At 69.1% G+C, this 21,584-nt stretch carries 27 protein-coding genes; 14 read left to right on the top strand and 13 right to left on the bottom strand.

The genetic code is table 11. The annotated features are described in order from the left end of the window. Positions 1-23: 23 nt before the first annotated feature. Positions 24-1,004: a cysteine synthase A gene (gene cysK / locus ASD59_RS03230; RefSeq protein WP_055828213.1), complete on the bottom strand. Its 981-nt coding sequence runs from the start codon at positions 1,002-1,004 to the stop codon at positions 24-26. Positions 1,005-1,162: 158 nt separating this feature from the next. Between cysK and fliI the strand changes: the two genes are divergently transcribed. The 3 genes from fliI to ASD59_RS03215 all read left to right on the top strand — a co-directional run bounded on the left by fliI (position 1,163) and on the right by ASD59_RS03215 (position 4,148). Next, a complete protein-coding gene (gene fliI, locus ASD59_RS03225; RefSeq protein ID WP_055828211.1) occupies positions 1,163-2,503 on the top strand; it encodes a flagellar protein export ATPase FliI in 1,341 nt (446 codons plus the stop codon). A gap of 16 nt (positions 2,504-2,519) precedes the next feature. Continuing rightward, on the top strand, positions 2,520-2,930 hold the full coding sequence (locus ASD59_RS03220) for a flagellar export protein FliJ (protein ID WP_055828209.1): 411 nt from the start codon (positions 2,520-2,522) through the stop codon (positions 2,928-2,930). Between the two features lie 150 nt (positions 2,931-3,080). Then, entirely contained in the window at positions 3,081-4,148 is a 1,068-nt protein-coding gene (locus ASD59_RS03215; RefSeq protein ID WP_055828207.1) for an endo-1,4-beta-xylanase, read from the top strand. On the opposite strand, the gene ASD59_RS03210 is transcribed toward ASD59_RS03215, so the two are convergent. Continuing rightward, the gene (locus tag ASD59_RS03210) at positions 4,145-4,897 is read right to left on the bottom strand and encodes a competence/damage-inducible protein A (RefSeq protein ID WP_055828205.1); all 753 of its coding nucleotides are present in this window, start codon (positions 4,895-4,897) and stop codon (positions 4,145-4,147) included. The two genes, ASD59_RS03215 and ASD59_RS03210, sit on opposite strands and share 4 nt — an antisense overlap. Before the next feature lie 134 nt (positions 4,898-5,031). On the opposite strand from ASD59_RS03210, the gene map reads away from it, so the two are divergent. The 8 genes from map (at position 5,032) to ASD59_RS03170 (ending at position 10,245) form a co-directional block, all read left to right on the top strand. Further along, entirely contained in the window at positions 5,032-5,853 is an 822-nt protein-coding gene (gene map / locus ASD59_RS03205; protein WP_055828202.1) for a type I methionyl aminopeptidase, read from the top strand. Positions 5,854-5,884: 31 nt separating this feature from the next. Next, complete coding sequence (radC, locus tag ASD59_RS03200; protein ID WP_055828199.1) at positions 5,885-6,613, top strand: RadC family protein; 729 nt, start codon at positions 5,885-5,887, stop codon at positions 6,611-6,613. Then, positions 6,610-7,614, top strand: a complete 1,005-nt coding sequence (locus tag ASD59_RS03195) for a N(4)-(beta-N-acetylglucosaminyl)-L-asparaginase (protein WP_235561707.1) — start codon at positions 6,610-6,612, stop codon at positions 7,612-7,614. Before radC ends, ASD59_RS03195 begins: the two co-directional genes overlap by 4 nt. Then, a complete protein-coding gene (locus ASD59_RS03190; RefSeq protein ID WP_055828195.1) occupies positions 7,611-8,126 on the top strand; it encodes a GNAT family N-acetyltransferase in 516 nt (171 codons plus the stop codon). Before ASD59_RS03195 ends, ASD59_RS03190 begins: the two co-directional genes overlap by 4 nt. A gap of 66 nt (positions 8,127-8,192) precedes the next feature. Further along, on the top strand, positions 8,193-8,432 hold the full coding sequence (locus ASD59_RS03185) for a BolA family protein (protein ID WP_055828191.1): 240 nt from the start codon (positions 8,193-8,195) through the stop codon (positions 8,430-8,432). 4 nt (positions 8,433-8,436) lie between these two features. Continuing rightward, positions 8,437-9,360, top strand: coding sequence for an aldo/keto reductase (locus ASD59_RS03180; protein ID WP_055828188.1), 924 nt, complete (start codon positions 8,437-8,439; stop codon positions 9,358-9,360). Positions 9,361-9,430: 70 nt separating this feature from the next. Beyond that, a complete protein-coding gene (gene grxD, locus ASD59_RS03175) occupies positions 9,431-9,814 on the top strand; it encodes a Grx4 family monothiol glutaredoxin (protein ID WP_235561706.1) in 384 nt (127 codons plus the stop codon). After that, positions 9,814-10,245 (top strand): acyl-CoA thioesterase, encoded by a 432-nt coding sequence (locus tag ASD59_RS03170; protein ID WP_055828185.1) that lies wholly within the window; start codon positions 9,814-9,816, stop codon positions 10,243-10,245. The genes grxD and ASD59_RS03170 overlap by 1 nt, the downstream gene beginning before the upstream one ends. Here ASD59_RS03170 and ASD59_RS03165 read toward each other — a convergent pair. Continuing rightward, on the bottom strand, positions 10,242-10,628 hold the full coding sequence (locus tag ASD59_RS03165) for a hypothetical protein (RefSeq protein WP_055828182.1): 387 nt from the start codon (positions 10,626-10,628) through the stop codon (positions 10,242-10,244). The two genes, ASD59_RS03170 and ASD59_RS03165, sit on opposite strands and share 4 nt — an antisense overlap. A 191-nt stretch (positions 10,629-10,819) precedes the next feature. On the opposite strand from ASD59_RS03165, the gene ASD59_RS03160 reads away from it, so the two are divergent. Then, positions 10,820-11,650, top strand: coding sequence for a hypothetical protein (locus ASD59_RS03160; protein WP_055828178.1), 831 nt, complete (start codon positions 10,820-10,822; stop codon positions 11,648-11,650). Between the two features lie 490 nt (positions 11,651-12,140). On the opposite strand, the gene rpsD is transcribed toward ASD59_RS03160, so the two are convergent. From rpsD to ASD59_RS03120, 8 genes are all read right to left on the bottom strand, one after another. After that, entirely contained in the window at positions 12,141-12,758 is a 618-nt protein-coding gene (gene rpsD, locus ASD59_RS03155) for a 30S ribosomal protein S4 (RefSeq protein WP_055828175.1), read from the bottom strand. A gap of 144 nt (positions 12,759-12,902) precedes the next feature. Continuing rightward, positions 12,903-13,841 (bottom strand): MBL fold metallo-hydrolase, encoded by a 939-nt coding sequence (locus tag ASD59_RS03150; RefSeq protein WP_055828172.1) that lies wholly within the window; start codon positions 13,839-13,841, stop codon positions 12,903-12,905. A gap of 88 nt (positions 13,842-13,929) precedes the next feature. Beyond that, entirely contained in the window at positions 13,930-14,541 is a 612-nt protein-coding gene (locus ASD59_RS03145; protein WP_055828169.1) for a superoxide dismutase, read from the bottom strand. A gap of 144 nt (positions 14,542-14,685) precedes the next feature. Further along, entirely contained in the window at positions 14,686-14,916 is a 231-nt protein-coding gene (locus tag ASD59_RS03140) for a hypothetical protein (RefSeq protein WP_055828166.1), read from the bottom strand. A 19-nt stretch (positions 14,917-14,935) separates the two neighbouring features. Further along, a complete protein-coding gene (locus ASD59_RS03135) occupies positions 14,936-15,874 on the bottom strand; it encodes a DUF4350 domain-containing protein (protein WP_055828163.1) in 939 nt (312 codons plus the stop codon). Positions 15,875-15,901: 27 nt separating this feature from the next. Next, positions 15,902-16,735 carry an S-formylglutathione hydrolase gene (fghA, locus tag ASD59_RS03130; RefSeq protein ID WP_055828160.1) on the bottom strand — a complete coding sequence of 278 codons (834 nt, stop codon included), beginning with the start codon at positions 16,733-16,735 and terminating at the stop codon, positions 15,902-15,904. A 48-nt stretch (positions 16,736-16,783) separates the two neighbouring features. Next, complete coding sequence (locus ASD59_RS03125; protein ID WP_055828156.1) at positions 16,784-17,167, bottom strand: VOC family protein; 384 nt, start codon at positions 17,165-17,167, stop codon at positions 16,784-16,786. 249 nt (positions 17,168-17,416) lie between these two features. Continuing rightward, the gene (locus tag ASD59_RS03120) at positions 17,417-18,523 is read right to left on the bottom strand and encodes an S-(hydroxymethyl)glutathione dehydrogenase/class III alcohol dehydrogenase (RefSeq protein WP_055828152.1); all 1,107 of its coding nucleotides are present in this window, start codon (positions 18,521-18,523) and stop codon (positions 17,417-17,419) included. Between the two features lie 61 nt (positions 18,524-18,584). Here ASD59_RS03120 and ASD59_RS03115 point away from each other — a divergent pair, with 61 nt between their 5' ends. Then, on the top strand, positions 18,585-18,998 hold the full coding sequence (locus tag ASD59_RS03115; protein WP_055828149.1) for a hypothetical protein: 414 nt from the start codon (positions 18,585-18,587) through the stop codon (positions 18,996-18,998). Next, positions 18,995-19,720: an NAD-dependent deacylase gene (locus ASD59_RS03110; RefSeq protein WP_055828146.1), complete on the top strand. Its 726-nt coding sequence runs from the start codon at positions 18,995-18,997 to the stop codon at positions 19,718-19,720. Before ASD59_RS03115 ends, ASD59_RS03110 begins: the two co-directional genes overlap by 4 nt. Positions 19,721-19,768: 48 nt before the next feature. Here ASD59_RS03110 and ASD59_RS03105 read toward each other — a convergent pair whose 3' ends face one another. Together ASD59_RS03105 and ASD59_RS03100 are read right to left on the bottom strand one after the other, a co-directional pair. Beyond that, on the bottom strand, positions 19,769-20,548 hold the full coding sequence (locus ASD59_RS03105) for an RNA methyltransferase (protein ID WP_055828141.1): 780 nt from the start codon (positions 20,546-20,548) through the stop codon (positions 19,769-19,771). Continuing rightward, positions 20,549-21,571: a hypothetical protein gene (locus ASD59_RS03100; RefSeq protein WP_055828138.1), complete on the bottom strand. Its 1,023-nt coding sequence runs from the start codon at positions 21,569-21,571 to the stop codon at positions 20,549-20,551. Between the last annotated feature and the right edge of the window lie 13 nt (positions 21,572-21,584).

Genomic DNA, 21,584 nt, shown 5'->3' with positions numbered 1-21,584 from the left:
CGCCGGTTAACCGGCTGTGACGGTCAAAGACCCTCGAACAGCGCCGTCGACAGATAACGCTCGGCGAAGCTGGGGATGATGGCGACGATGGTCCTGCCCGCGTTTTCGTCCTGCGAGGCCAGTCGGAAGGCCGCCGTCAGCGCCGCGCCCGACGATATTCCAACCGGAATCCCCTCCAGCCGCGCGGCCTTGCGGGCCATGTCGAAACTGTCCTCGTTGGAGACCTGCTCGACCCCGTCGATCACGGAGCGGTCGACGATCGACGGAATGAAGCCCGCCCCGATGCCCTGGATCTTGTGCGGTCCGGGCTCGCCGCCCGACAGCACCGGCGAGGCGGTCGGCTCCACGGCGATCATCCGCACCGAAGGCTTGCGGGCCTTGAGCACCTGGCCGACGCCGGTGATGGTCCCGCCGGTGCCGACTCCGGCGACGACGATGTCGACCGCACCGGCCGTGTCGTTCCAGATTTCCTCGGCCGTGGTGACGCGGTGGATGGCGGGGTTGGCGGGGTTATCGAACTGGGCCGGGATGACGGCGTCGGGGGTCCGCGCCTTCAGCTCCATGGCCATGGCGATGGCCCCCTTCATCCCCTTCTCGGCGGGGGTCAGCACCAGTTCCGCTCCCAGCAGGGCCAGCATCTTGCGCCGCTCCATCGACATGCTCTCGGGCATCACCAGGATCAGCCGATAGCCCTTGGCCGCCGCGACGAAGGCAAGGGCGATGCCGGTATTGCCGCTGGTGGGCTCGATCAGCACGGTGTCGGGACCGATCTGCCCCGCCTGCTCCATCGCCTCGATCATGGCCACGCCGATGCGGTCCTTGACCGAAGCCATCGGGTTGAAGAACTCCAGCTTGGCCAGCACGGTCGCCTTAGGCTGGTACTCGGCCGACAGTCGCGGCAGACCGACCAGCGGCGTGTCGCCTATGGTGTCGAGGATCGAGGCGAAGACCTTGCCGCGTCCGGCTTTCAGATGGCGGGAGGGGTCATAGGGCGTGTCGGCCATTGGCGGTCTCCGGAACAGGGTCGCCAAGAGATAAGCCTTGAGACGGAACCGCAAGGGCGGAGAGCGGGGAAAGTTCCCCGACGAGGGCCGCCGCCGCCGCCTTCACCCCCCGTTAACCACGATGACGCATCCCTGAAGGCCTGTTCCGGGGCTTTCCATTGCGCAATCTCGCCGCCGCCGTCGAAGCGATCGACCCGCTGGTCGTGACCGGCAAGGTCGCGGGCGTGAACGGGCTGCTGATTGAATCACGCGGCGGGCTGTCGCGCCTCGCCGTCGGCGCGCGGGCCGAGATCGAGCGTCGCCACCTGAGCCCCCTGCCCGCCGAGGTCGTCGGCTTCCGCGACGCCAAGGCTTTGCTGATGCCGTTCGGGCCGGTCGAGGGCGTGGCCCCGGGCGCCGACATCCGCATCGTCTCCTCCGCCGCCAGTGTGCGCCCGACCATCGCGTGGCTGGGCCGCATCATCGACGCCTTCGGCCAGCCCATCGACGGCAAGGGCCCCTTGCCGGTCGGGCCCGCCGCCTATCCCCTGCGCGCGCCTCCGCCCCCGGCGCATTCGCGCGGCCGGGTCGGCGAGCGGCTGGACCTCGGGGTCCGCTCGATGGACGTCTTCACCACCACCTGTCGGGGCCAGCGCCTCGGCATCTTCGCCGGTTCCGGCGTCGGCAAGTCGGTGCTGCTGTCCATGCTGGCCCGTCAGGCGACGTGCGACGTCGTCGTGGTCGGCCTGATCGGCGAACGGGGCCGGGAGGTCCGCGAATTCATCGAGGAGACGCTGGGCGAGGAAGGCCTGCGCCGCGCCATCGTCGTCGTCGCCACCTCCGACGAACCGGCCCTGAAGCGCCGCCAGGCCGCCTATATGACCATGGCGATCAGCGAATATCTGCGCGACCAGGACCTTGAGGTCCTGTGCCTGATGGACTCGGTCACCCGCTTCGCCATGGCCCAGCGCGAGATCGGCCTCGCCGCCGGCGAGCCCCCGACCACCAAGGGCTACACCCCGACCGTCTTCACCGAACTGCCCAAGCTGCTGGAACGGGCGGGCCCCGGCCCCGTCCGTCCCGACGGCACGACCGCCGGTCCGATCACCGCCCTGTTCACGGTGCTCGTTGACGGCGGCGACCATGACGAGCCCATCGCCGACGCCGTGCGAGGCATCCTCGACGGCCACATCGTCATGGACCGCAAGATCGCCGAACGCGGCCGCTTCCCGGCCATCGACGTGCTGAAGTCCGTCAGCCGCACCCTGCCCGCCTGTCAGACGCCCCCCGAGCGCGAGCTGAACAAGCGCGCCCGCCAGTGTCTCAGCGCCTACGCCAACATGGAAGAGCTGATCCGCATCGGCGCCTACCGCACCGGGGCCGACCCGATCGTCGACCGCGCCATCGCCCTGAACCCCGCGCTCGAGGCTTTCCTCGGCCAGGACAAGGACGATCACACGCCTCTTTCCGATTCCTTTACCCAGCTGGAAGCAATCCTGAACCAGGGAATGATCCAGTGAGGACGAGTACACGCACATGACCGCCTGGGCCCAGTCTCTGATCCGTATTTCCAACTACGAGGTCGAGACGCTGCAGAAGCGTCTCGCCGAGATCACTGCCCGCCGCGCCTCCGCCGAGATGCGCATCGCCGTACTGCAGGCCGAGGCCGAGATCGAACAGGAACGCGCCCGCTCCGACGCCGACGCCGCCATGTTGCTTCAGGCCTATCTGAGCGGCTGGAAGCTCCGCAAGGGCGCGGCCGAGGCCGATGTGGTGGTCCTCGACGCCGAGGAAGAAGGGGCCCGCGACGCACTCACCGGCGCCTTCGAGGAACTGAAGAAGTTCGAACACGTCGCCGAAACGACCCGGCTGAACAGCATCATCGCCGCCGGCAAGCGCGAAACCGCGGCCTTCGACGAACTGGGCCTGAGAAGGCGTGCGGGCTAGATTGCCTTCTCCCTCCCCTTCGTGGGGAGGGTGGCCGTCGCGCAGCGACGGCCGGGCCGGGAACGTCAGTGCGGCGCCGACGGGCAATGCTTCATACAGCCCCACCCGGGTCGCTTCGCGATCGTCCCTCCCCACTTCGGGGGAGGGAGAATGATCGACCGCCGCTCCCTCCTCGCCACGCCCCTCGCCCTCGTGGCCTGCAACCGCTTCGCCTCGGCCCAGCCCGCACCCGGTGGGGAGGCCGCGCCGCTGAAGGACCTCGCCCCCTTCCCCGTCGGCGCCACCGGCATGACCGGCCAGCTGTCGGACCCGCTCTGGGCCGCCCAGATGCGCAAGCACGTCAGCCAGCTGACCCCCGAATGGGAGCTGAAGCCCGAACGCATCCTGCAGCCGGACTTCACCTGTGACTTCTCCGCCTCCGACCGGATCGTGGACTGGGGCCGCGAGCAGGGCCTGCGCGTCCACGGCCACACCCTCGTCTGGTATTCCCAGGGCGGGCAGACCTTCACCGACGACCTTCCCCGCGCCCGCTTCGCCGCCGAATACGACCGCTACGTCTCGACCGTGGCCGGACGGTATAGTGGGAAGATGGCCGGCTGGGACGTGGTCAACGAGCCCGTGGCCGAAGACGGCGACGGCCTGCGCGACTGCCATTTCAGCCGGGCCCTGGGCCAGGAGGGCTATATCGTCCGCGCCTTCGAACAGGCCCGGGCGGCCGACCCGGAGGCGGTGCTCTTCCTCAACGAATACAATCTCGAGAACCTCCCTCGTAAGGGCGCGACCTTCCTGCGGCTGGTCGAGCGGCTGATGACCCTCGGCGCGCCAATCGGCGGCATCGGGACCCAGTCCCACCTCGACATCGAAATCCCCGCCGGCCGGATCACGACCTTCTTCAAGGACGCCGGATCCCTCGGCCTTCCGATCCATGTGTCCGAGCTGGACTTCTCGATGCGCTCCGACAACCGCCTCGACACCCGCTCCCTCGCGACGAAACGCGCCCAGCAGGTCGCCCGCGTCGGCGAGCTGGCCGAGTCCTTCATGGCCCTGCCGGCCCGCCAGCGTTACGCCTTCACCACCTGGGGCCTGCGCGACACCGACAGCTGGTTGCTGCGCCCCGACGGCAGGGGCTGGACCGACGACAGCCCGTTGTTGCTGGATTCGAAGGGTCGCGCCAACCCGGCCTATGCGGCCGTGGCCGGCGCGTTCCGCCGACTCTAGGCGGGTTCGACCGCCACGCCCGCCGCCTTCAGATCCGCCGCCAGCGCCTCGACCGCCGCATCCAGCCTCGCCGCATCGCGTCCCCGCACGACCAGATTGGTCCCGGTCTCGCCTGTCGAGCCATGCCCGAACGGATAGCTGCCGAAGCTGATCTCTCGCTCCGCCCGCGCCGCCGCCGTCAGGATATCCGCGATCGCCCCCTCGCCCACGCCCGTGACCTTCAACGTCCGGGCGTGAACGACCGCCCCGGTCCGCAGACGGGGCGCCACGTCCTCCAGCATGGCGGTCATGATCTTCGGCACCCCGGCCATGACGAAGACATTGCCGATCTGGAACCCCGGCGCGTCCGTCACCGGATTGGCGATCAGCGTCCCGCCTTCGGGAATCCGCGCCATCCGCCGCCGCGCCGCATTGAAGTCGTCGCCATAGCGCCGCTGCAGAACGGCGATCGCCTCCGGATGCTCAGGCAGGGCCACGCCAAAGGCCGACGCGACCGCGTCGGCGGTGATGTCGTCGTGCGTCGGTCCGATCCCGCCGGTGGTGAAGACATAGTCGTGGGCGGCCCTCAGGGTGTTCAAACCGTCGACGATCTGCGCCTTGCGGTCCCCGACCGTCCGGCACTCCAGCAGGTCGATCCCGAGCGCCGCCAGAAACCGGGCGATGACGTTCAGATTGGTGTCCTGCGTCCGGCCGGAAAGGACCTCGTCGCCGATGATCAGGACGGCGGCGGTGGGCGGGGCTTGGGTCATGCCCGATGTCTAGCCCATGTTTCCGGCGTCCCGAAGTTGGAACACGCGTGCGCGGCGGCGCCTCAACCCGGCCTTGAGGTTTGTGCTATAGTCTCCCACCTGAGACGCGACCCGACGCCCGAAAGCCCCGCCTGATGTACGAGACCCCCGAACTCGACGACGACGCCTTCGTCCGCACCCACGAAATCCGCGTCCACGACGCGGAGGCTTTCGAGGGCATGCGCAAGGCCGGCCGCCTGGTGGCCGAGGCGCTGGACATGATCACGCCCTTCGTCGTCCCCGGCGTCACCACCGGCGAGATCGACGACCGCATCCGCGAATTCACCCTCGACCACGGCGCCCTGCCCGCCTGCCTTGGCTACAAGGGCTATGAGAAGACCGTCTGCACCTCGATCAACCACGTCGTCTGTCACGGCATACCGGGCGACAAGGTCCTGAAGGACGGCGACATCGTCAACATCGACCACACCGTCATCGTCGACGGCTGGCACGGCGATTCCAGCCGCATGTACGCCGTCGGAAACATCAACGCCCGCGCCCGCAAGCTGATCGACGTCACCTATGACTCGCTCGAGGCCGGTCTGGCCCAGGTTAAGCCGGGAAACACCTTCGGCGACATCGGCTACGCCATCCAGCAGGTGGTCGAGGCCAACCGCATGTCGGTGGTGCGGGATTTCTGCGGCCACGGCATCGGCCGGCTGTTCCACGACAGCCCCAACGTCCTCCACTACGGCCGCCGCGGCGAGGGCGCGACGCTCAAGACCGGCATGTTCTTCACCGTCGAGCCGATGGTGAATCTCGGCAAGCCGCACGTGAAGGTCCTGTCCGACGGCTGGACCGCCGTGACCCGCGACAAGTCGCTGTCCTCGCAGTGCGAACACACCATCGGCGTGACCGAGGACGGGCTCGAGATCTTCAGCGCCAGCCCGGCGGGACTGTTCCGCCCGAAATTCTAGGCTAACCTGCCTCCCGCTTCAGGGGAGGCGCATGCTCGACCAACCGCCCGACAAGCGCAGGACGCCCCACCACGCCGGGCATCGCGAACGGCTGCGTGAACGCGCCCGTGGCGCCGGGATCCACCACCTCCCCGACTACGAACTGCTTGAGCTGTTCCTGTTCCGCAGCCAGCCGCAGGGCGACGTCAAGCCGGTCGCCAAGGCCCTGCTGGCCCGGTTCGGCTCGCTTGCGGCGGTGCTGGCCGCCTCGATTGAGGACCTGGTGACCGTGCGCGCGGAGGATGCGAAGGGCCGGACCCGCGGCGTCGGCGCCGAAACCGCCCTCGACCTCGCCGCCCTGCACGAAGTCGCCCGCCGCGTGACCCGCGAGGAAGCCGCCGGCCGCGCCGTCATCTCGTCCTGGACCGCCCTGATCGCCTATGTCCGCATGAGCCTGCAGCATGAGCCGCGCGAGCAGTTCCGGGTCCTCTACCTCGACAACCGCAACCAGCTGATCCTCGACGAGATCCAGAATCGCGGCACCGTCGACCATGCCCCGGTCTATCCGCGCGAGGTCGTGCGGCGGGCGCTGGAGCTGTCGGCCAAGTCCATGATCATCGTCCACAACCACCCCTCGGGCGACCCGACGCCCTCGCGGCCCGACATCGAGATGACGCGTCAGGTCATCGAGGCGGCCCGCGCCCTCGGCATCGACGTCCACGACCACCTGATCGTCGGCCGCGACGGCGTGGCCAGCTTCAAGCAGCTGGGGCTGATGTGAGCGGGCCGTCGCGCCGGGCGCTGTTGGGCGCCGCGCCCCTCGTGGCCATGGCTGGGTCGGCGGTCGCGCAGGATCGGACGCCCGACATCATGGTCTCCACCTGGAATTTCGGCGCGGCGGCCAATGCGGCAGGCTGGGCGGCGCGGCTGGGCGGCGGCTCGGCCCTGGACATGGTCGAGGCCGGCGGCCGCGTGGCCGAGGCCGACGAAAGCAACTCCTCCGTCGGCCTGGGCGGACTGCCCGACCGCGACGGCCGGGTGACGCTGGACGCCTGCGTCATGACCTGGGCCGGCGACATCGGCGCGGTCTGCGCCCTCGAGGACGTCGTCCACGCCGTCTCGGTGGCGCGCCGGGTCATGGAGCGCACCCCCCACACCATGCTGGTCGGCCCCGGCGCGCGCTCGTTCGCGGTCGACCAGGGCTTCGAGACGCAGAACCTGTTGACCCCCCGCGCCGAGGCGGCCTGGCGCGAGTGGTTGAAGACGGCGAACTACGCCCCCCGCGCTAACAGCGAGAACGCCGACTGGCGCGGCCGGGGTACTGGAATGCCGGGCGGGCCGGGCGATCACGACACCATCGGCCTGCTGGCCATCGGCGCGGACCAGCGCATGGCCGGCGCCTGCACCACCTCCGGCATGGCCTTCAAGATGCGCGGCCGCGTCGGCGACAGCCCGATCATCGGCGCCGGCCTCTACGTCGACGACGAGGTCGGCGGCGCGACGGCCACCGGGGTCGGCGAGGACGTGGTTCGCGTGGCCGGTTCGCATTCCGTGGTCGAGGCCATGCGCCACGGCCTCGACCCGACCGCCGCCTGCCGCTCGGTGATCGAACGACTGGCCCGCCTGCGGGGAACGAAGGTCGCCGCCTCCCAGGTCGCCCTGCTGGCGCTGGACAAGGCGGGCCGCGCCGGCGCCTTCGCCCTGCAGCCCGGCTTCACCTTCGCCGTCACCGACGCCGCCGGCCGCACCCGCATCGAACGCGCCGGAGCCCTGTTCGCATGACCACCCTCGTCACCGAACGCCTGACCCTGACCCCGGTCGCCGTGAGCGATCTGGAGGACCTCGTGACCCTGTGGGCCGATCCGGCCTTCGCCACGGCCATCTTCCCCGCCCCCCTGAACTCCGAGGACGTCTGGTTCCGCCTGCTGCGCGACATCGGTCACTGGGAGGCTCTCGGCTACGGCAACTGGGCCATCCGCGAGACCTCGACCGGCGCCTATGTCGGCAGCGTCGGCGTGCTGGATTTCCACCGAATCCTGACCCCTGCCTTCGACGCGCCCGAACTGGGCTGGGGCGTCGCGCCGCGCTTCCAGGGCCGGGGCTTCGCCTTCGAGGCCCTGTCCGCCGCCCTGGCCTGGTGCGATGACGCCCTGAACGCGCCGCGCACCGTCTGCATGATCTCGCCCGACAACGCCCCGTCCCACGCCCTGGCGAAGCGCGCGGGCTACGCCCCCTATGTCGAGACGACCTACAAGGGCGCGCCGGTGGTGCTGCTGGAACGTCTGGCGCAATAGGCCGCCGTAGCCAGCCATTAAGGTTTACGCCGCATCATCCCGGCGAATCCGGAGACCGCGCCTTCCATGCCCATGCCCGTCGAAACGCTTCGCGGCCATCTGACCGAAGCCTTTCCCGACGCCGAGATCGTCATCGACGATCTGGCCGGCGACGGCGACCACTATCGCGCGCGCATCGTCTCCACGGCCTTCGCGGGCCTGCCGCGCGTGCGCCAGCACCAGCTGGTCTATGCCGCACTCAAGGGCAAGATGGGCGGCGAGCTGCACGCCCTGGCCCTCGAAACCTCCACGCCGGCGGGAGATTGAAACCATGCGCTACCGCCCCTTCGGCCTGACCGGCCAAGCCGTTTCCTGCCTGACCCTGAGCCTCGGCGCCCGCGACATCGCCGGCGGTCCCGAGGCCGGACGCGAACTGGTCTATTCGGCCCTGGAAGCCGGCATCAACAGCTATCGCCTCGAGACCGCCGACCCCGTCCTCGCCGAGGTGCTGGGTCAGGCCCTCAAGCACGTCGATCGCAAGCTGGTGCAGGTGTCGCTGACCCTGGGCGCCGGCGACGGCCGCCGGGGCTCGGACCGCGACTTCTCGGCCGAGGGCATCACCTCCGCCATCGACAGGGCCCTGCACGCTTCGAACCTTGGCTGGTTCGACATGGCTCTGCTGGACGAGCCGGTCGACAACGAACTGCCCCAGTCCACCCTGAACGCGCTCAAGGCCCTGCGCGCCACCGAACGCGTCCGCCTGCTGGGCGTGTCCGGCGACGGCGAGGTGATGGACACCTATGTCTCGACCGGCGCCTTCGACGTGCTGGCCACGCCGTTCCACGTCAACGCCAGCTGGCAGATCCGGTCGCGCCTGCGCGCCGCCCGCGAGCAGGACATGGCCATCTTCGTCTACGGCTATTTCCCCGACAGCCTGAACACGGCCAAGAAGGCCGCGAGCGCCCACGTCGAAAAGAAGAAGGGCCTGTTCGGCTTCGGCGGCGGTCCCAAGGTCAAGGAGGGTCCGCTGGCCCACGCCGGCACCTTCGCCTTCCTGCACCGCACCAACAACTGGACCGCCGAGGCCATCTGCCTGGCCTACGCCCTGACCGACCCCTCGGTCTCCAGCATCATGATCGAGGCCAGCGACATCGAGCGGCTGAACACCCTGTCGCAGGTGCCCGACCGCGACATGCCGCCGGGTCTGGCCGCCCAGATCGAGATGGCGCGGGTCGCGAGCGCCAAGGCGGCCTGAGGCCGCAGGCCCCTTGACCCCCCGCTCCGCGGTCCATACCTGACGGCCTTCACTGAAAGGCCAGTATCCCGTGACCGATCAAGCCGTGACTTCCGCCGCCGGCGCCGACCCCGTCCAGGCCTTCATCGGCGAGACGGTCAAACAGCATGACGTGGTCCTGTTCATGAAGGGCACGCCGGACGCGCCGCGTTGCGGCTTCTCGTCGCTGGCGGTCCAGATCCTCGACCACGTCGGAGCCAGCTTCGTCGGCGTCGATGTGCTGCAGGACGAGGCCCTGCGCGACGGCATCAAGGCCTTCAGCGACTGGCCGACCATCCCCCAGCTCTATGTGAAGGGCGAATTCGTGGGCGGGTCGGACATCGTGCGCGAGATGTTCAACGCCGGTGAACTGCAGACCCTGCTGGCCGACAAGGGCGTGCCGCTGGGCGACGGCGCCGACGACTCCGGGACCTGATGGCCCGCGCGGTCCTGGAGCCGCGCGACGACCGCGAAATCTTCGTCGTCCCGCTGACGGTCCTGCCCGAACACATCGACGACAATGGCCATGTGAACAATGTGGTCTACGTCGGCTGGCTGCAGGACGCCGGCACGGCCCACTGGAACGCCCGCTTCGACGGCGAGACCCGGGCCCGCTGGTCCTGGGTCGCGGTGCGGCACGAGATCGACTATTTCCGCCCCCTGCCGCCCGGGGCGCAGGGCGTCGTGGCCCGGACCTGGGTCGGCGATCCTCACGGGCCGCGCTTCAACCGTTATGTCCACATCGAGGACGGAGAGGGCCGACTGTGCGCCCAGGGCGTGTCCGAATGGGTGCTGGTCGACGCGACGACCCTGCGGCCGCACCGCATTCCGCCGACCATGCTTCCGACGTTTGAGCGCCGCTCCTAGCCCGGCGGCAGCTGGTAGGGGTTCTCGACCGACAGGCGCGAGCCGTCGGCCAGCCCCAGTTCCTCGAACGACCAGCGCATCTCGACCCCCTCGGGGCGAATCTCGCGGCACCGGTCTTCCTTGATCCGGCGCAGGGTGATGATGGGTCCGTCGCTGGACTGGCGGACGACCGGCTGAATGTCGGCCTTGGCCGTGCAGCCGTTCGAGCTGACCCAGAAGGCGGCCTGGTTCCGGGCGATGACGGCGGCGTGGACGGGTTCGACATGACCCGGCAGGTCCGCGCCCTGCGCAGGCGCCGACGCCCCGAAGCGATCAGCCAGGGCGCAGGCCGACAACAGTGGGACCAACACCAGAACGGCGGCCACAAGAGCGACCCGTTTCATGCCAGCCTCCTCGCCGAACCCTGAACGCGAGGAAAATGCGCCTGTTCGGGTCGCATGTGAACCCGCCGCCTGCCTGAGCCGCCTTGTTCAACCGGAGCGGCGGTTGATTCACCGTTTTCCGCCAAATTTGCCACCCTGTTACAAGTCGGTACTCTACCTCTGGTCGGCCCGATGGCGCAGACGAAACGGCGATGACGATGGCGGACAGGCAGCCGACCCGACGTCCCGGACGGAACGCGAAATCCGGCGAGCCGCCGACAACGCCAGCCCGCAAGGATGAGCTCAAGACCGCGAGATGGCGCATCACCGAAGCCGGCGCCGCGGTCGCCGCCTTCCTTCTTTCCCTGAGCATCTTCCTGCTGGGGACCTTCCAGTCGCTTCGGGGCGCCGAGATCGTTCTGTTGCCGCCGCAGACCGTCCTTCTCTATCGGGACGCCCCTACCCCCTCCACCGACGTCCTGATGCTCGCCGTCGAAACCGGCATGATCAACACGGCCCGCGCCGACTATGGCGATGTGGCGGTTGACGCCTATGCAAGCATCGGGGGCACGGAGGCCGCTGCGGCGCGGTTTCCCTATGACGGCTCGCTGGACCCGGTGGCCCTGCCGGTCGAGGTCGACCGCACGGCCGACTGCCCGATCGACGCGCGCTGCGTCCCCGCCACTGGCCTGGCGCCGCCAAGACCGGGGCGGTTGGGTCTGATGGTGATCGAGCGTCGACCCGAGCTTCTGAGCGTGCCCGGCGGGTCATCGCATTCGGTCTGGCTGGGTTTTTCGTTCGCCAACTGTCGTGGGCAGACAGCGACCTGCGATCGCTACTCGAGTTTCACAGATGCGCTTCAGCAGCTGCGACGCGCGCCGGAGTTGTCATTTCGCGTAACACTGGACTTTCACTCTGACGGGCGTAAGACGATTCTGTGCGCCTTTGACGAGCAGGGCGCCACGAGCCGACGGGAGTTTCTGGATTTCTTGGAGGAACGAGGATGGGCTACCTTAACGTGTCGTCGAGAATTGCGGTCCTGAGCCTTGGCTTGTTGGCTCTGGCCAGTTGCAAGGAGGCTGGCCAGAACTCCGAAAACAACCTGGTGCCATTGCCAGACGACGGATGGTCGTTCGTGATCTGTCCGGGTGACCGGCGATGCGGCCTCATGGACGAGGTTGCGTTGAGACCCACGACCTGCAAGCTCAAGCGGACCCACTATACGTTCCAATGCGGCCCGCAGGCTCGCCCGTGTCCCGGAGACGGTTGCCCGACCGGTGAGCCCGGCCTCAGCGTCAACGCTTGCCGGGTCCACGAGGCCTTCGTCGAGGTGGACTGCCCCAAAACCCCTGCTACCGATCCGGCGGCGGAAAGCGCAGCGCCCGCCGCAGCGGCGCCCGCGCAACCCGTTCCTGTCCCGGCTGAAAAAGCAGCCGAATAAAGGGCCGTCTCGCCGATCGACCACGAAAAAGGGCCCCGGATCGCTCCGGGGCCCTTCTTTTTTCTGGATCCCGCCGAGGCGGAAAACCGTCCTTACGAGGAGTAGTATTCCACGACCAGGTTCGGCTCCATCTTCACCGGGAACGGCACGTCGGCCAGTTCCGGCACGCGGACGAAGCGGACCGAGAAGCCGCGGTCGCCGATCTCGATATAGTCGGGGATGTCGCGTTCCGACGACTGCTGGGCTTCGAGCACCAGCGCCATGTTGCGGGACTTTTCCTTGACCTCGACGACGTCGCCGACCTTCAGACGGTACGACGCGATGTCGACCTTCTTGCCGTTGACGGTGACGTGGCCGTGGCTGACGAACTGACGCGCGGACCAGACGGTCGGCGTGAATTTGGCGCGATAGACCAGGGCGTCCAGACGGGACTCCAGCAGGCCGATCAGGTTCTCCGAGCTGTTGCCCTTGCGGCGCGAGGCTTCCTCGTAGGTCGCGGCGAACTGCTTTTCGGTGATGTTGCCGTAGTAGCCCTTCAGCTTCTGCTTGGCCTTCAGCTGCAGGCCGAAGTCAGAGACCTTCGACTTGCGGCGCTGGCCGTGCTGGCCGGGGCCGTACGAGCGTTTGTTGACGGGGGACTTGGCGCGACCCCACAGGTTTTCACCCATGACCCGGTCGAGTTTGTACTTGGCGCTATGGCGCTTGGACATGTGTCACTCTCTCATGATGCGGCCCGGTCCCTCCCCAACTGGAGGGACGATCTCAACGGCGGTCCACGCATCGTCCGTAGTGGTTCGCGCGTCCGGCGGGCCGGATGCGTGAGGGCGGGCTTATGACGGCCACTCCCTCCTGAGTCAAGGCTGGGCGGCCGTTTCCGGAACCCAGACGAAGCCGTCGTCCCGGCGCTGGAACCGCCCCACGCCCGGGAAGGGGAAGTGGCCGCCGTAGATCCGCAGCGCTCCGGTCGCCCCGCGTGACAACAGGCCCTGACGCGTGGCGACGCCTGCCGCGCTGTCCGTATCCCAGCCGTTGACCCACTCCGGCCGCTGCACCGAGATGATCGAGCTGTGCAGGGCGTCGCCCAGATACAGCAGCCGGTCCGTTGCCGAGACGATCTCATAGCCCGAATGCCCCGGCGTATGGCCGGCCAGAGGCACGGCCTTGATCGAGGGCGTGACCTGCGCCCCTGGCGCGAACGGCTGGACCTTGGGCGTCACCGCCGCGAGCAGGGCCGCCTCGCCGGCCTTGGCGGCGCCGGCCTTCATGTATTCCCACTCGGGTTCGCTGATGCGGATGACCGCATTGGGGAAGGCCAGCCGCCCGTCCGCGCCCGCCAGCCCGCCAACGTGATCGCCGTGGGCGTGCGAGATCAGGATGTCCGTGACCTGGGCCGGATCGACCCCGGCGGCCCGCAACGAGGCCATCAGCTTGTTCTGCGTTCCCATCCGCCCGCCCGCGCCGGTGTCGATCAGCACGACGCTGTCGCCGTCCCGCACCAGCAGCGGCTGCACCGACAGGTGAATGACGTCCCCGGCCTGGCCAGCCGCCATCAGCGCCGTCCGCGCCCCCGCCGTGTCCGCCCACGGGCTTTCATTGGCCGCGTTCGGCAGGGCGATCTCGCCGTCCTTCAAGGCCGTGGCTTCCAGCGCGCCGATACGGAAGGCGTAAACGTCGGAGCGGGTCGCCGTGGCAGGGGCGGCGGCTGGAGCGGCGGCCTTGTCCGCCTCGGCAGAACAGGCGGCGATCGAGGCCAGGATCAGGGCGGCGGCGGCCAGGCGGGCATGCACGTTCATCGGTCGGCTCTCCGGTTGGGGGTACGGCGGCGCTTGAGATTGGGACGCCCCATCCGCCGCGCCAGAGCGGCGCGGCGGATTCCGGCGATCAGCGCGCGGCCGCGAACAGTGCGTTGGCCTTGTTCCAGTTCACCACCGTCCAGAAGGCCTTCAGATAGTCGGCCCGGCGGTTCTGGTATTTCAGATAATAGGCGTGTTCCCAGACGTCGGCGGCCAGGACCACCGCGCCCTTTTCGTCGGCCACGTCCATCAGCGGATTGTCCTGGTTGGGGGTCGAGGTGACCTTCAGCTTGCCGTCCTGGACGATCAGCCAGGCCCAGCCCGAGCCGAACTGTCCGGCGCCGGCGGCGTTGAAGGCCTCCTTGAACGTCTCCATCCCGCCCAGGTCGCGGTCGATGGCGGCGGCCAGTTCGGCCGAGGGTGCGCCGGTCTTGTCCGCGGGGGCCAGCAGCTCCCAGAACAGGCTGTGGTTCCAGTGCCCGCCGCCATTGTTGCGCACAGCCTTGGGCGCCCTGGAGATCGAGGCGAAGAGTTCCTCGAGCGTCTTGCCCTGCAGGCTCGCGTCGGCGTCCACCGCCTTGTTCAGATTGTCGACATAGGCCTGGTGGTGCTTGTCGTGGTGGAAGGTCATCGTCTCCTTGTCGATGGCCGGCTCCAGCGCGTCATGGGCATAGGGGAGGGGCGGAAGCGTGAAGGCCATGGAGAGGCTCCTTGCGACAGGTTCGGGGGGAGCCCGTATCTAGGCGCCCGCTCGCCGAACCCAAGCCGGGCCGCACCATTTCGTTCCGTCTCCTCTCCAACGGGGAGGGGGACCGCGAAGCGGTGGAGGAGGCGCCGCCTCAGCTCAAGCAGGCAGATTCGCCTTCAGGCAGTCCCGCACCGCGCGGCGCAGATCGCCGGTGGATGAGGCGAAGTCCACGCCCTCGGCGTCGAACACGGCCCGCACCGCCGCGTCCAGCCCGTTCGCCAGCGCCGCCTGCACCTTCGCCTCGCCCTTGGGATGCAGGCAGAAGCCGACCTCGACGCACAGGGCGGCGAACATCGGGGCGTAGTCGGGGGCGGGCGTGTCGGTCATGCGCGCTCCTAACACAGTCTCAGGGCAGCAGGCCCGTCAGCCAGTGCATTATGTTGAGCCCGAACTGCGCATTGCCCGGCGCCACGTTCATGCCGAAGCGCGTATCGGGTCGCCCGTCGGGCCAGCGCACCACTTGGGCCGAAAGCATGCCCGCCTCGCCCAGAACCACGACGCGGCCCTCGCCGTAGGTGAAGGCGATCCCCTGCGCCCGGCCCGCCGCCGAATGCACCGCCGGATTGTCCGAGGCGCCGCTCCGGATGGCCTCCGCCACGGCGGTCGCGTCCTGCGGCGTCGCGGCCTCCCACGCCTGCGGTCCGAGGCGCATCAGCGCCGAAGCGCCTTCCGGCGCGATCAGCGACTGGCCGGTGAAGGCCGTGATCGAGGCGATGGCCTCGTCGGCGTCGCGCCCGCGCATGATGGCGTGGTCGCCCAGCCGCTCGCCGGCATAGGTCAGCCGGCTGGTCACGCCGTCGTCGTTGTCCGCCGGCTCGAAGGTCCAGCCCTTGCCCATGCCGACGCCGAACCGCGCCGCCAAATCCGCCGCGGCCACGCCGAAGGGCGCATGGTCGGCGATCAGCAGCAGTCGCCCGCCGCCCCGCACCCAGGCCTCGACGGCCTCGATCTCGCTGGCCGTGAAGGCCGAACCCCCGTCCGTCAGGCCCGCGTTGGCGATCACCAGCACGTCGGTCCCGTCCAGCCCGCCCGCATCGAACGGCGCGGTTCCCCCGCGCACCTGATAGCCATCGGCCCGAAGCAGCGCGACGAAGGGCGCGTAGCGACCGTCGACGGTGTGGAAATTGTCATGCGCCCCGTCGATCGTCACGACCGGCCCATCCGCCGCGAAGGCAGGACGGGCGACCGTCGGGCGGAAGTCGGGATCGGTCATCTGCTGCTGCGCCAGCGCGGGCGCGGCGGCGGCCAGGACCATCAGGCCGAGCGCCAGGGCGAAACGTCTCATCGGAAATCCTCCGGTCTGGGAGCCAGTCTAGCCCTTCAGCCGCGCCGCGTGAAACGCCACATGGTCGGCGATGAAACTGGCCATGAAGAAATAGGAGTGGTCATAGCCGGGCTGCATCCGCAGGCTGATCGTCTGGCCCGCCGCCGCGCCCGCCGCGACCAGCAGCTCCGGCTTCAACTGCTCCGCCAGGAAGGGATCGGCGTCGCCCTGGTCGATCAGGATGTCGTCGTAACAGCCCTCGCCCACGCCGCTCTCGATCAGCCGCGCCGCATCGTGCGCCTCCCACACGGCCCGGTCCGGGCCCAGATAGGCGGTGAAGGCCTTCTCGCCCCACGGACACCGCGTCGGCGAGGCGATCGGGGCGAACGCCGAGACCGAGCGGAACAGATGCGGATGACGCAGCGCCAGGGTCAGCGCCCCGTGCCCGCCCATCGAATGGCCGCTGATCGACCGCGCCTTCGTGGTCGGGAATTCCGCATCGACCAGGCCGATCAGCTCCTCGACGACATAGCTTTCCATGCGGAAATGCGGCGCCCACGGCGCCCGGGTAGCATCGACATAGAAGCCCGCCCCCTGCCCGAGGTCATAGGCCGGGTCGTCGGCGACGCCCTCCCCGCGCGGCGAGGTGTCCGGCGCCACGATGATCACCCCGTGCGCCGCCGCCGCCGCATAGGCCCCCGCCTTGGTGGTGAAATTGTCCTCGGTGCAGGTCAGGCCCGACAGCCAGATCAGCACCGGAAACGGCCCCTCCCCCGGCGGCGTGAACACCGACAGCGTCATGGGCGTGCCGGTGGCCGCGCTGTCGTGGCGCAGATAGCGCAGCACGCCGCCGTGGACGATGTGGGTCTTCAGGGTTTCCATGCCCGACCCTCTAACGCCCTCCGTGTCATCCCGGAAGCCGCGCAGCGGCTATCCGGGCCGGTGCAGGGCGCACACCTTGTTGCCCGACGGGTCGCGCAGATAGGCCAGGTTCAACGTGCCGAACGGGCCGTTGCGCTCGCCCGGCGGGTCCTCGATGGCCGTGCCGCCGGCGGCGACGCCGGCGTCATGGAAGGCCTGGACCATCTCCGGCGTCTTCGCCGCGAAACCGATGGTGCCGCCGTTGGCGTGGCAGGCCGGCTCGCCGTCGATCGGCGTGCCGACCGCGAAGGCGCCCATGCGGGTCCGCCACCAGTACCGTCCCTTGGGGTCCGGCCCGCTGGCCGGATCCAGGCCCAGCGCCCCCAGCGCCGCGTCATAGAATTTCCGCGACGCCTCGACGTCGTTCGCGCCGACGGTGATGTGGGTGAACATGGCTTCCCTCCAGCTTGTACGTTTCTTTTAGAGACTAACCTCAATCCGATTGCCTTGTCATCCCGGAAGCCGCGCGGCGGCTATCCGGGACGACGTCGATCCTCACCCGTCTCTCCCGGAAAGCCCGCAGGGTGAGCCGGGAGCAGGGTCAGGCCCATGCCGCCGCGCGATCTCGGCGCCCGGTCCGGTTCAGCAGAGCGTCCCGGATAGCCGCCGCGCGGCTTCCGGGATGACAAGCTAACGGCCCCTCTAGAACACCACCACGCTGCGGATGCTCTCGCCCGCATGCATCAGGTCGAAGGCCTCGTTGATCCGCTCCAGCGGCAGCGTATGGGTAATCATCGGGTCGATCTCGATCTTCCCGTCCATGTACCAGTCGACGATCTTCGGCGTATCGGTCCGGCCCCGCGCGCCGCCGAAGGCCGAGCCGCGCCAGACCCGGCCGGTCACCAGCTGGAACGGCCGCGTGGCGATCTCCTTGCCGGACTCGGCCACGCCGATGACGATGCTCTCGCCCCAGCCGCGGTGACAGGCCTCCAGCGCCTGACGCATCACTGTGGTGTTGCCGGTGCAGTCGAAGGTGTAGTCGGCCCCGCCCCCGGTCAGCTCGACCAGATGCGCGACGACATCCGGCACATCCTTGGGATTGACGAAATGCGTCATCCCGAACCGGCGGCCCCACTCTTCCTTGGCGGGGTTGATGTCGACGCCGACGATCATGTCGGCCCCGACCATCTTCAGCCCCTGGATGACGTTCAGCCCGATGCCGCCCAGGCCGAACACCACGCAGTTGGCCCCCGGCTCGACCTTGGCCGTATTGACCACCGCCCCGACCCCCGTGGTCACGCCGCAGCCGACGTAGCAGGCGCTCGCGAACGGCGCGTCCTTGCGGATCTTGGCGAGGGCGATCTCGGGCAGGACGGTGAAATTCGAGAAGGTCGAACAGCCCATATAGTGGGCGATCGCCTGGCCCTTGTAGCTGAACCGGCTGGTGCCGTCGGGCATGACGCCCTTGCCCTGGGTGGCCCGGATGGCGGTGCACAGATTGGTCTTGCGGCTGAGGCAGCTTTTACATTGCCGGCACTCGGGCGTGTACAGCGGGATGACATGGTCCCCGACCGCGACCGAGGTCACCCCCGGCCCCACCTCGACCACCACCCCCGCCCCCTCATGCCCGAGGATCGACGGGAAGACGCCCTCGCTGTCCAGTCCGTCCAGGGTATAGGCGTCGGTGTGGCAGATGCCCGTCGCCTTGATCTCGACCAGCACCTCGCCCGCGCGCGGCCCCTCCAGATCGACCTCGACGATCTCGAGCGGACGTTTGGCCTCGAAGGCGACGGCGGCGCGGGTTTTCATGGGCGGGTCCTTTCGCGAGTCGTCCACGTTCTAACGATCCGGCTGCCGGCCCGAAACCGCCTTGACCATTGCCAGCCAGTTTTCGATCGCTCACCGTTGCGGCATGCCCGCGGCGAAGAATGTGACCATCTACCTTCGCACACGACGTTGGGTGGACCACGACCTCGCCACTCAACGGCGACCGCTCTCCATCTTCGGCCCGCTCTTCTTCATCATCCTCGTGATGACGGGCGCGCACTTTATCGGACCCGTTGCGGAAGGGAGCGCCCGGGTGGAGATCATTCCGTTGGGCGCAGGCTGGGCCGCGTTCGTCGCGTGGCGGATCACGCGTCTGTTGAGAGCTGTCTCGATCATCGGCGATCGGGAGTTTGATCAACGGGGGAAATTCCTCCTGTCCCCCGAATATCACCGAAGCGAAAGCGTCACTGCGACGTCGCAACGTAAACGCTTACGGCGGCGTGGGCGCGGACGATGACGCGCAATATCCGAAACCTCGTCATCCTCACCGGCGCCGGCATATCCGCCGAGTCCGGCGTCCCCACCTTCCGCGCCGACGACGGCCTGTGGATGGGCCATCGCATCGAGGACGTGGCCACGCCCGACGCCTTCGCCCGCGACCCCGCCCTGGTGCAGGACTTCTACAACCGTCGTCGCCGTCAGCTTTCCGAGGTCCGGCCCAACGCCGCCCACCTCGCCCTGGCCGATCTCGCGGCGCGCTGGGACGGCGATATCCTGCTGGTCACCCAGAACGTCGACGACCTGCACGACCGCGTCCATGCCGAAACGCCGCCAGCCCCGGGCTTCGACCTGGTCCACATGCACGGCGAACTGCTCAAGGTCCGCTGCACCCGCACGGGCCGGGTCTGCGACTGGCCTGGCGATCTCGCGGCCCACGAGCCCTCGCCGCACCACGGCGAAGGCCGCCTTCGCCCGCACATCGTCTGGTTTGGCGAATTCCCGCTGGAGATGGACCGCATCGACGGGGCGCTCGCCGCCTGCGACCTGTTCGTCGCCATCGGCACCTCCGGCGCGGTCTGGCCCGCCGCCGGCTTCGTTCGGCAGGCCGGGTTCGCGGGCGCCCACACCGTGGAGATCAATCTCGAACCCACGCCGGGCAGCCGCCTGTTCGACGAGGGCCTGTACGGTCCGGCCACCGAAACTGTGCCGGCTTTCGTCGAGGGTCTGCTGGCGGACTGATCCCACACCCGCTCATCCCGGCGAAAGTCGGGATGAGCGGATGAAAGGCTAGCCTTCCCCCGCCGCCTTCTCCGCCGCCAGCTTCGCCAGCACCCGGCCCCGCCCCTTCGACAGCGCCGTGATCACCCCCCGGAAGGTCGCGACCTCCTGTTCCGAGAACGCCGACCGCCCCAGCATCACCCGCAGGTTCTGCACCATCGACGGCCGCTTCTCCGGCGGATGGAAGAAGCCGCCGTCGTCCAGCTCCCGCTCCAGATGCTCGTACATCCCCAGCATCAGCGCCCCCGACGCCGGCGGATCGCCCTCGCGGAAGCGCGGCGGCGGCGCATCCAGCACGGTGGTGCGCCACTCATAGGCGTTGATCGCCACCGCCTGGGCCAGGTTCAGCGAATGGTGCCGCGGATCGATCGGAATGGTGACGATGCCCTGGGTCAGGGCGATGTCGCTGGTTTCCAGCCCGGCCCGCTCACCGCCGAACAGCAGGCCGATGTTCAGGCCCGAGGCGCGGTCGTCGAACAGGATGCGGGCGGTCTCGCGCGGCGTGCGCACGGCCATGCGCGTCTCGCGCGGCCGGGCCGTGGCGGCGAAGACGGTGTTCAGGTCGGCCACCGCATCGGCCACGCTGTCGAACACCTTCACCCCCTCCAGCACCCAGTCGGCGCCCGAGGCCGTGGCCCAGGCCCGCGCCTGCGGCCAGCCGTCGCGCGGCGCCACGAGGCGCAGCTCCGACAGGCCGAAATTGGCCATCACCCGCGCCACCGCGCCGATGTTCTCGGCCATCTGGGACTTGTCGAGGATGACGACCGGCGGTGTGGGTTCGTCGGCCAATCAGTCCTCGCCGTACATGGCCAGCCACGGATCGGCGGTCCCGGCCTCGACCTCGGCCACCTTGACCACCGGCCAGCCGATCGAGTCATCGGCCGAGTCACGCCAGGCCAGGACGTAAAGGTCGCGCAGCTCCGACGCCCCCGCCGCAAGCCGCGCCGTCACGAAGGCCGCGCCGCGGGCATCGCTTTCGGCAAACCCACCGGCCTTCTCCAGCCCATAGAAGGGCCGCACCTCGGCCAGCGTGGTCTTCAGATAGGCCGGCACCCGCGCGCGCAGGTCGAACCCGTCCAGCGCCGGCGCCGCCATGGCCGCCTCGATCGCGTCCAGCCGCGCCACCCGACCCGTGAAGGCGTTCTCGAACGCTCCATGGGTCTGGCGCGAGGTCGTGAAACCCTCGGGATTGGGCACGCTCTGCGACCAGCCATTGTAGTGGATCGTCGTGTGGTGCGGCTGCGAGCCGTCGCCGACATAGTGGCCCAGATAGCCCATGTCGCGCAGGATCAGGGCCTCGCGGCGCAGCCGGTCCTCGCGGTACCAGGCGCGCTTGCCCGGATCGCGCTCGCGCCCCTCGGCGGCGTTCAGCACCCGCCAGGTGGCGAAGTCGCGCACCAGCTGCTGATAGCCGTCCATGATGGCGTAGGGCAGATAGCCGGCGTCATCGACCTCGATCCCCGCCGCCAGAAGCGCCGCGTCATACTCCGACTTCAGCCGGGGCAAGGCGTCGATGGACAGGCCCTGCGCGTTCATGATCCGGCCGTCGTCGGTCATGTCGACGAAGTGAGCGGTGTCGCGCTCGCGGTCGTGCGGCTGCCCCCCGCCCTTGGTCCGATCCGGCTCGCGCGCCAGCTCGCCGACCTCGGCCGCCGCCCCGGGCGTGCGCAGGAAGGCCGGCATCTCGTCGGTTAGCCCGCGCACCGCCGCGACGCCGATCAGCCGGTGGCCGGTGTTGCCCCAGGCGTCGGCCTGCAGCGCCACGCCGCCGGCGGCGACGAGGACAAGGGCGGCGAGGGCGAGACGCTTCATGGCAGGCTCCGAC

Origin of the sequence: Brevundimonas sp. Root608, assembly GCF_001427825.1 — a bacterium.
Lineage (GTDB): Bacteria > Pseudomonadota > Alphaproteobacteria > Caulobacterales > Caulobacteraceae > Brevundimonas.
This window is presented reverse-complemented; position numbering and strand designations above follow the sequence as displayed.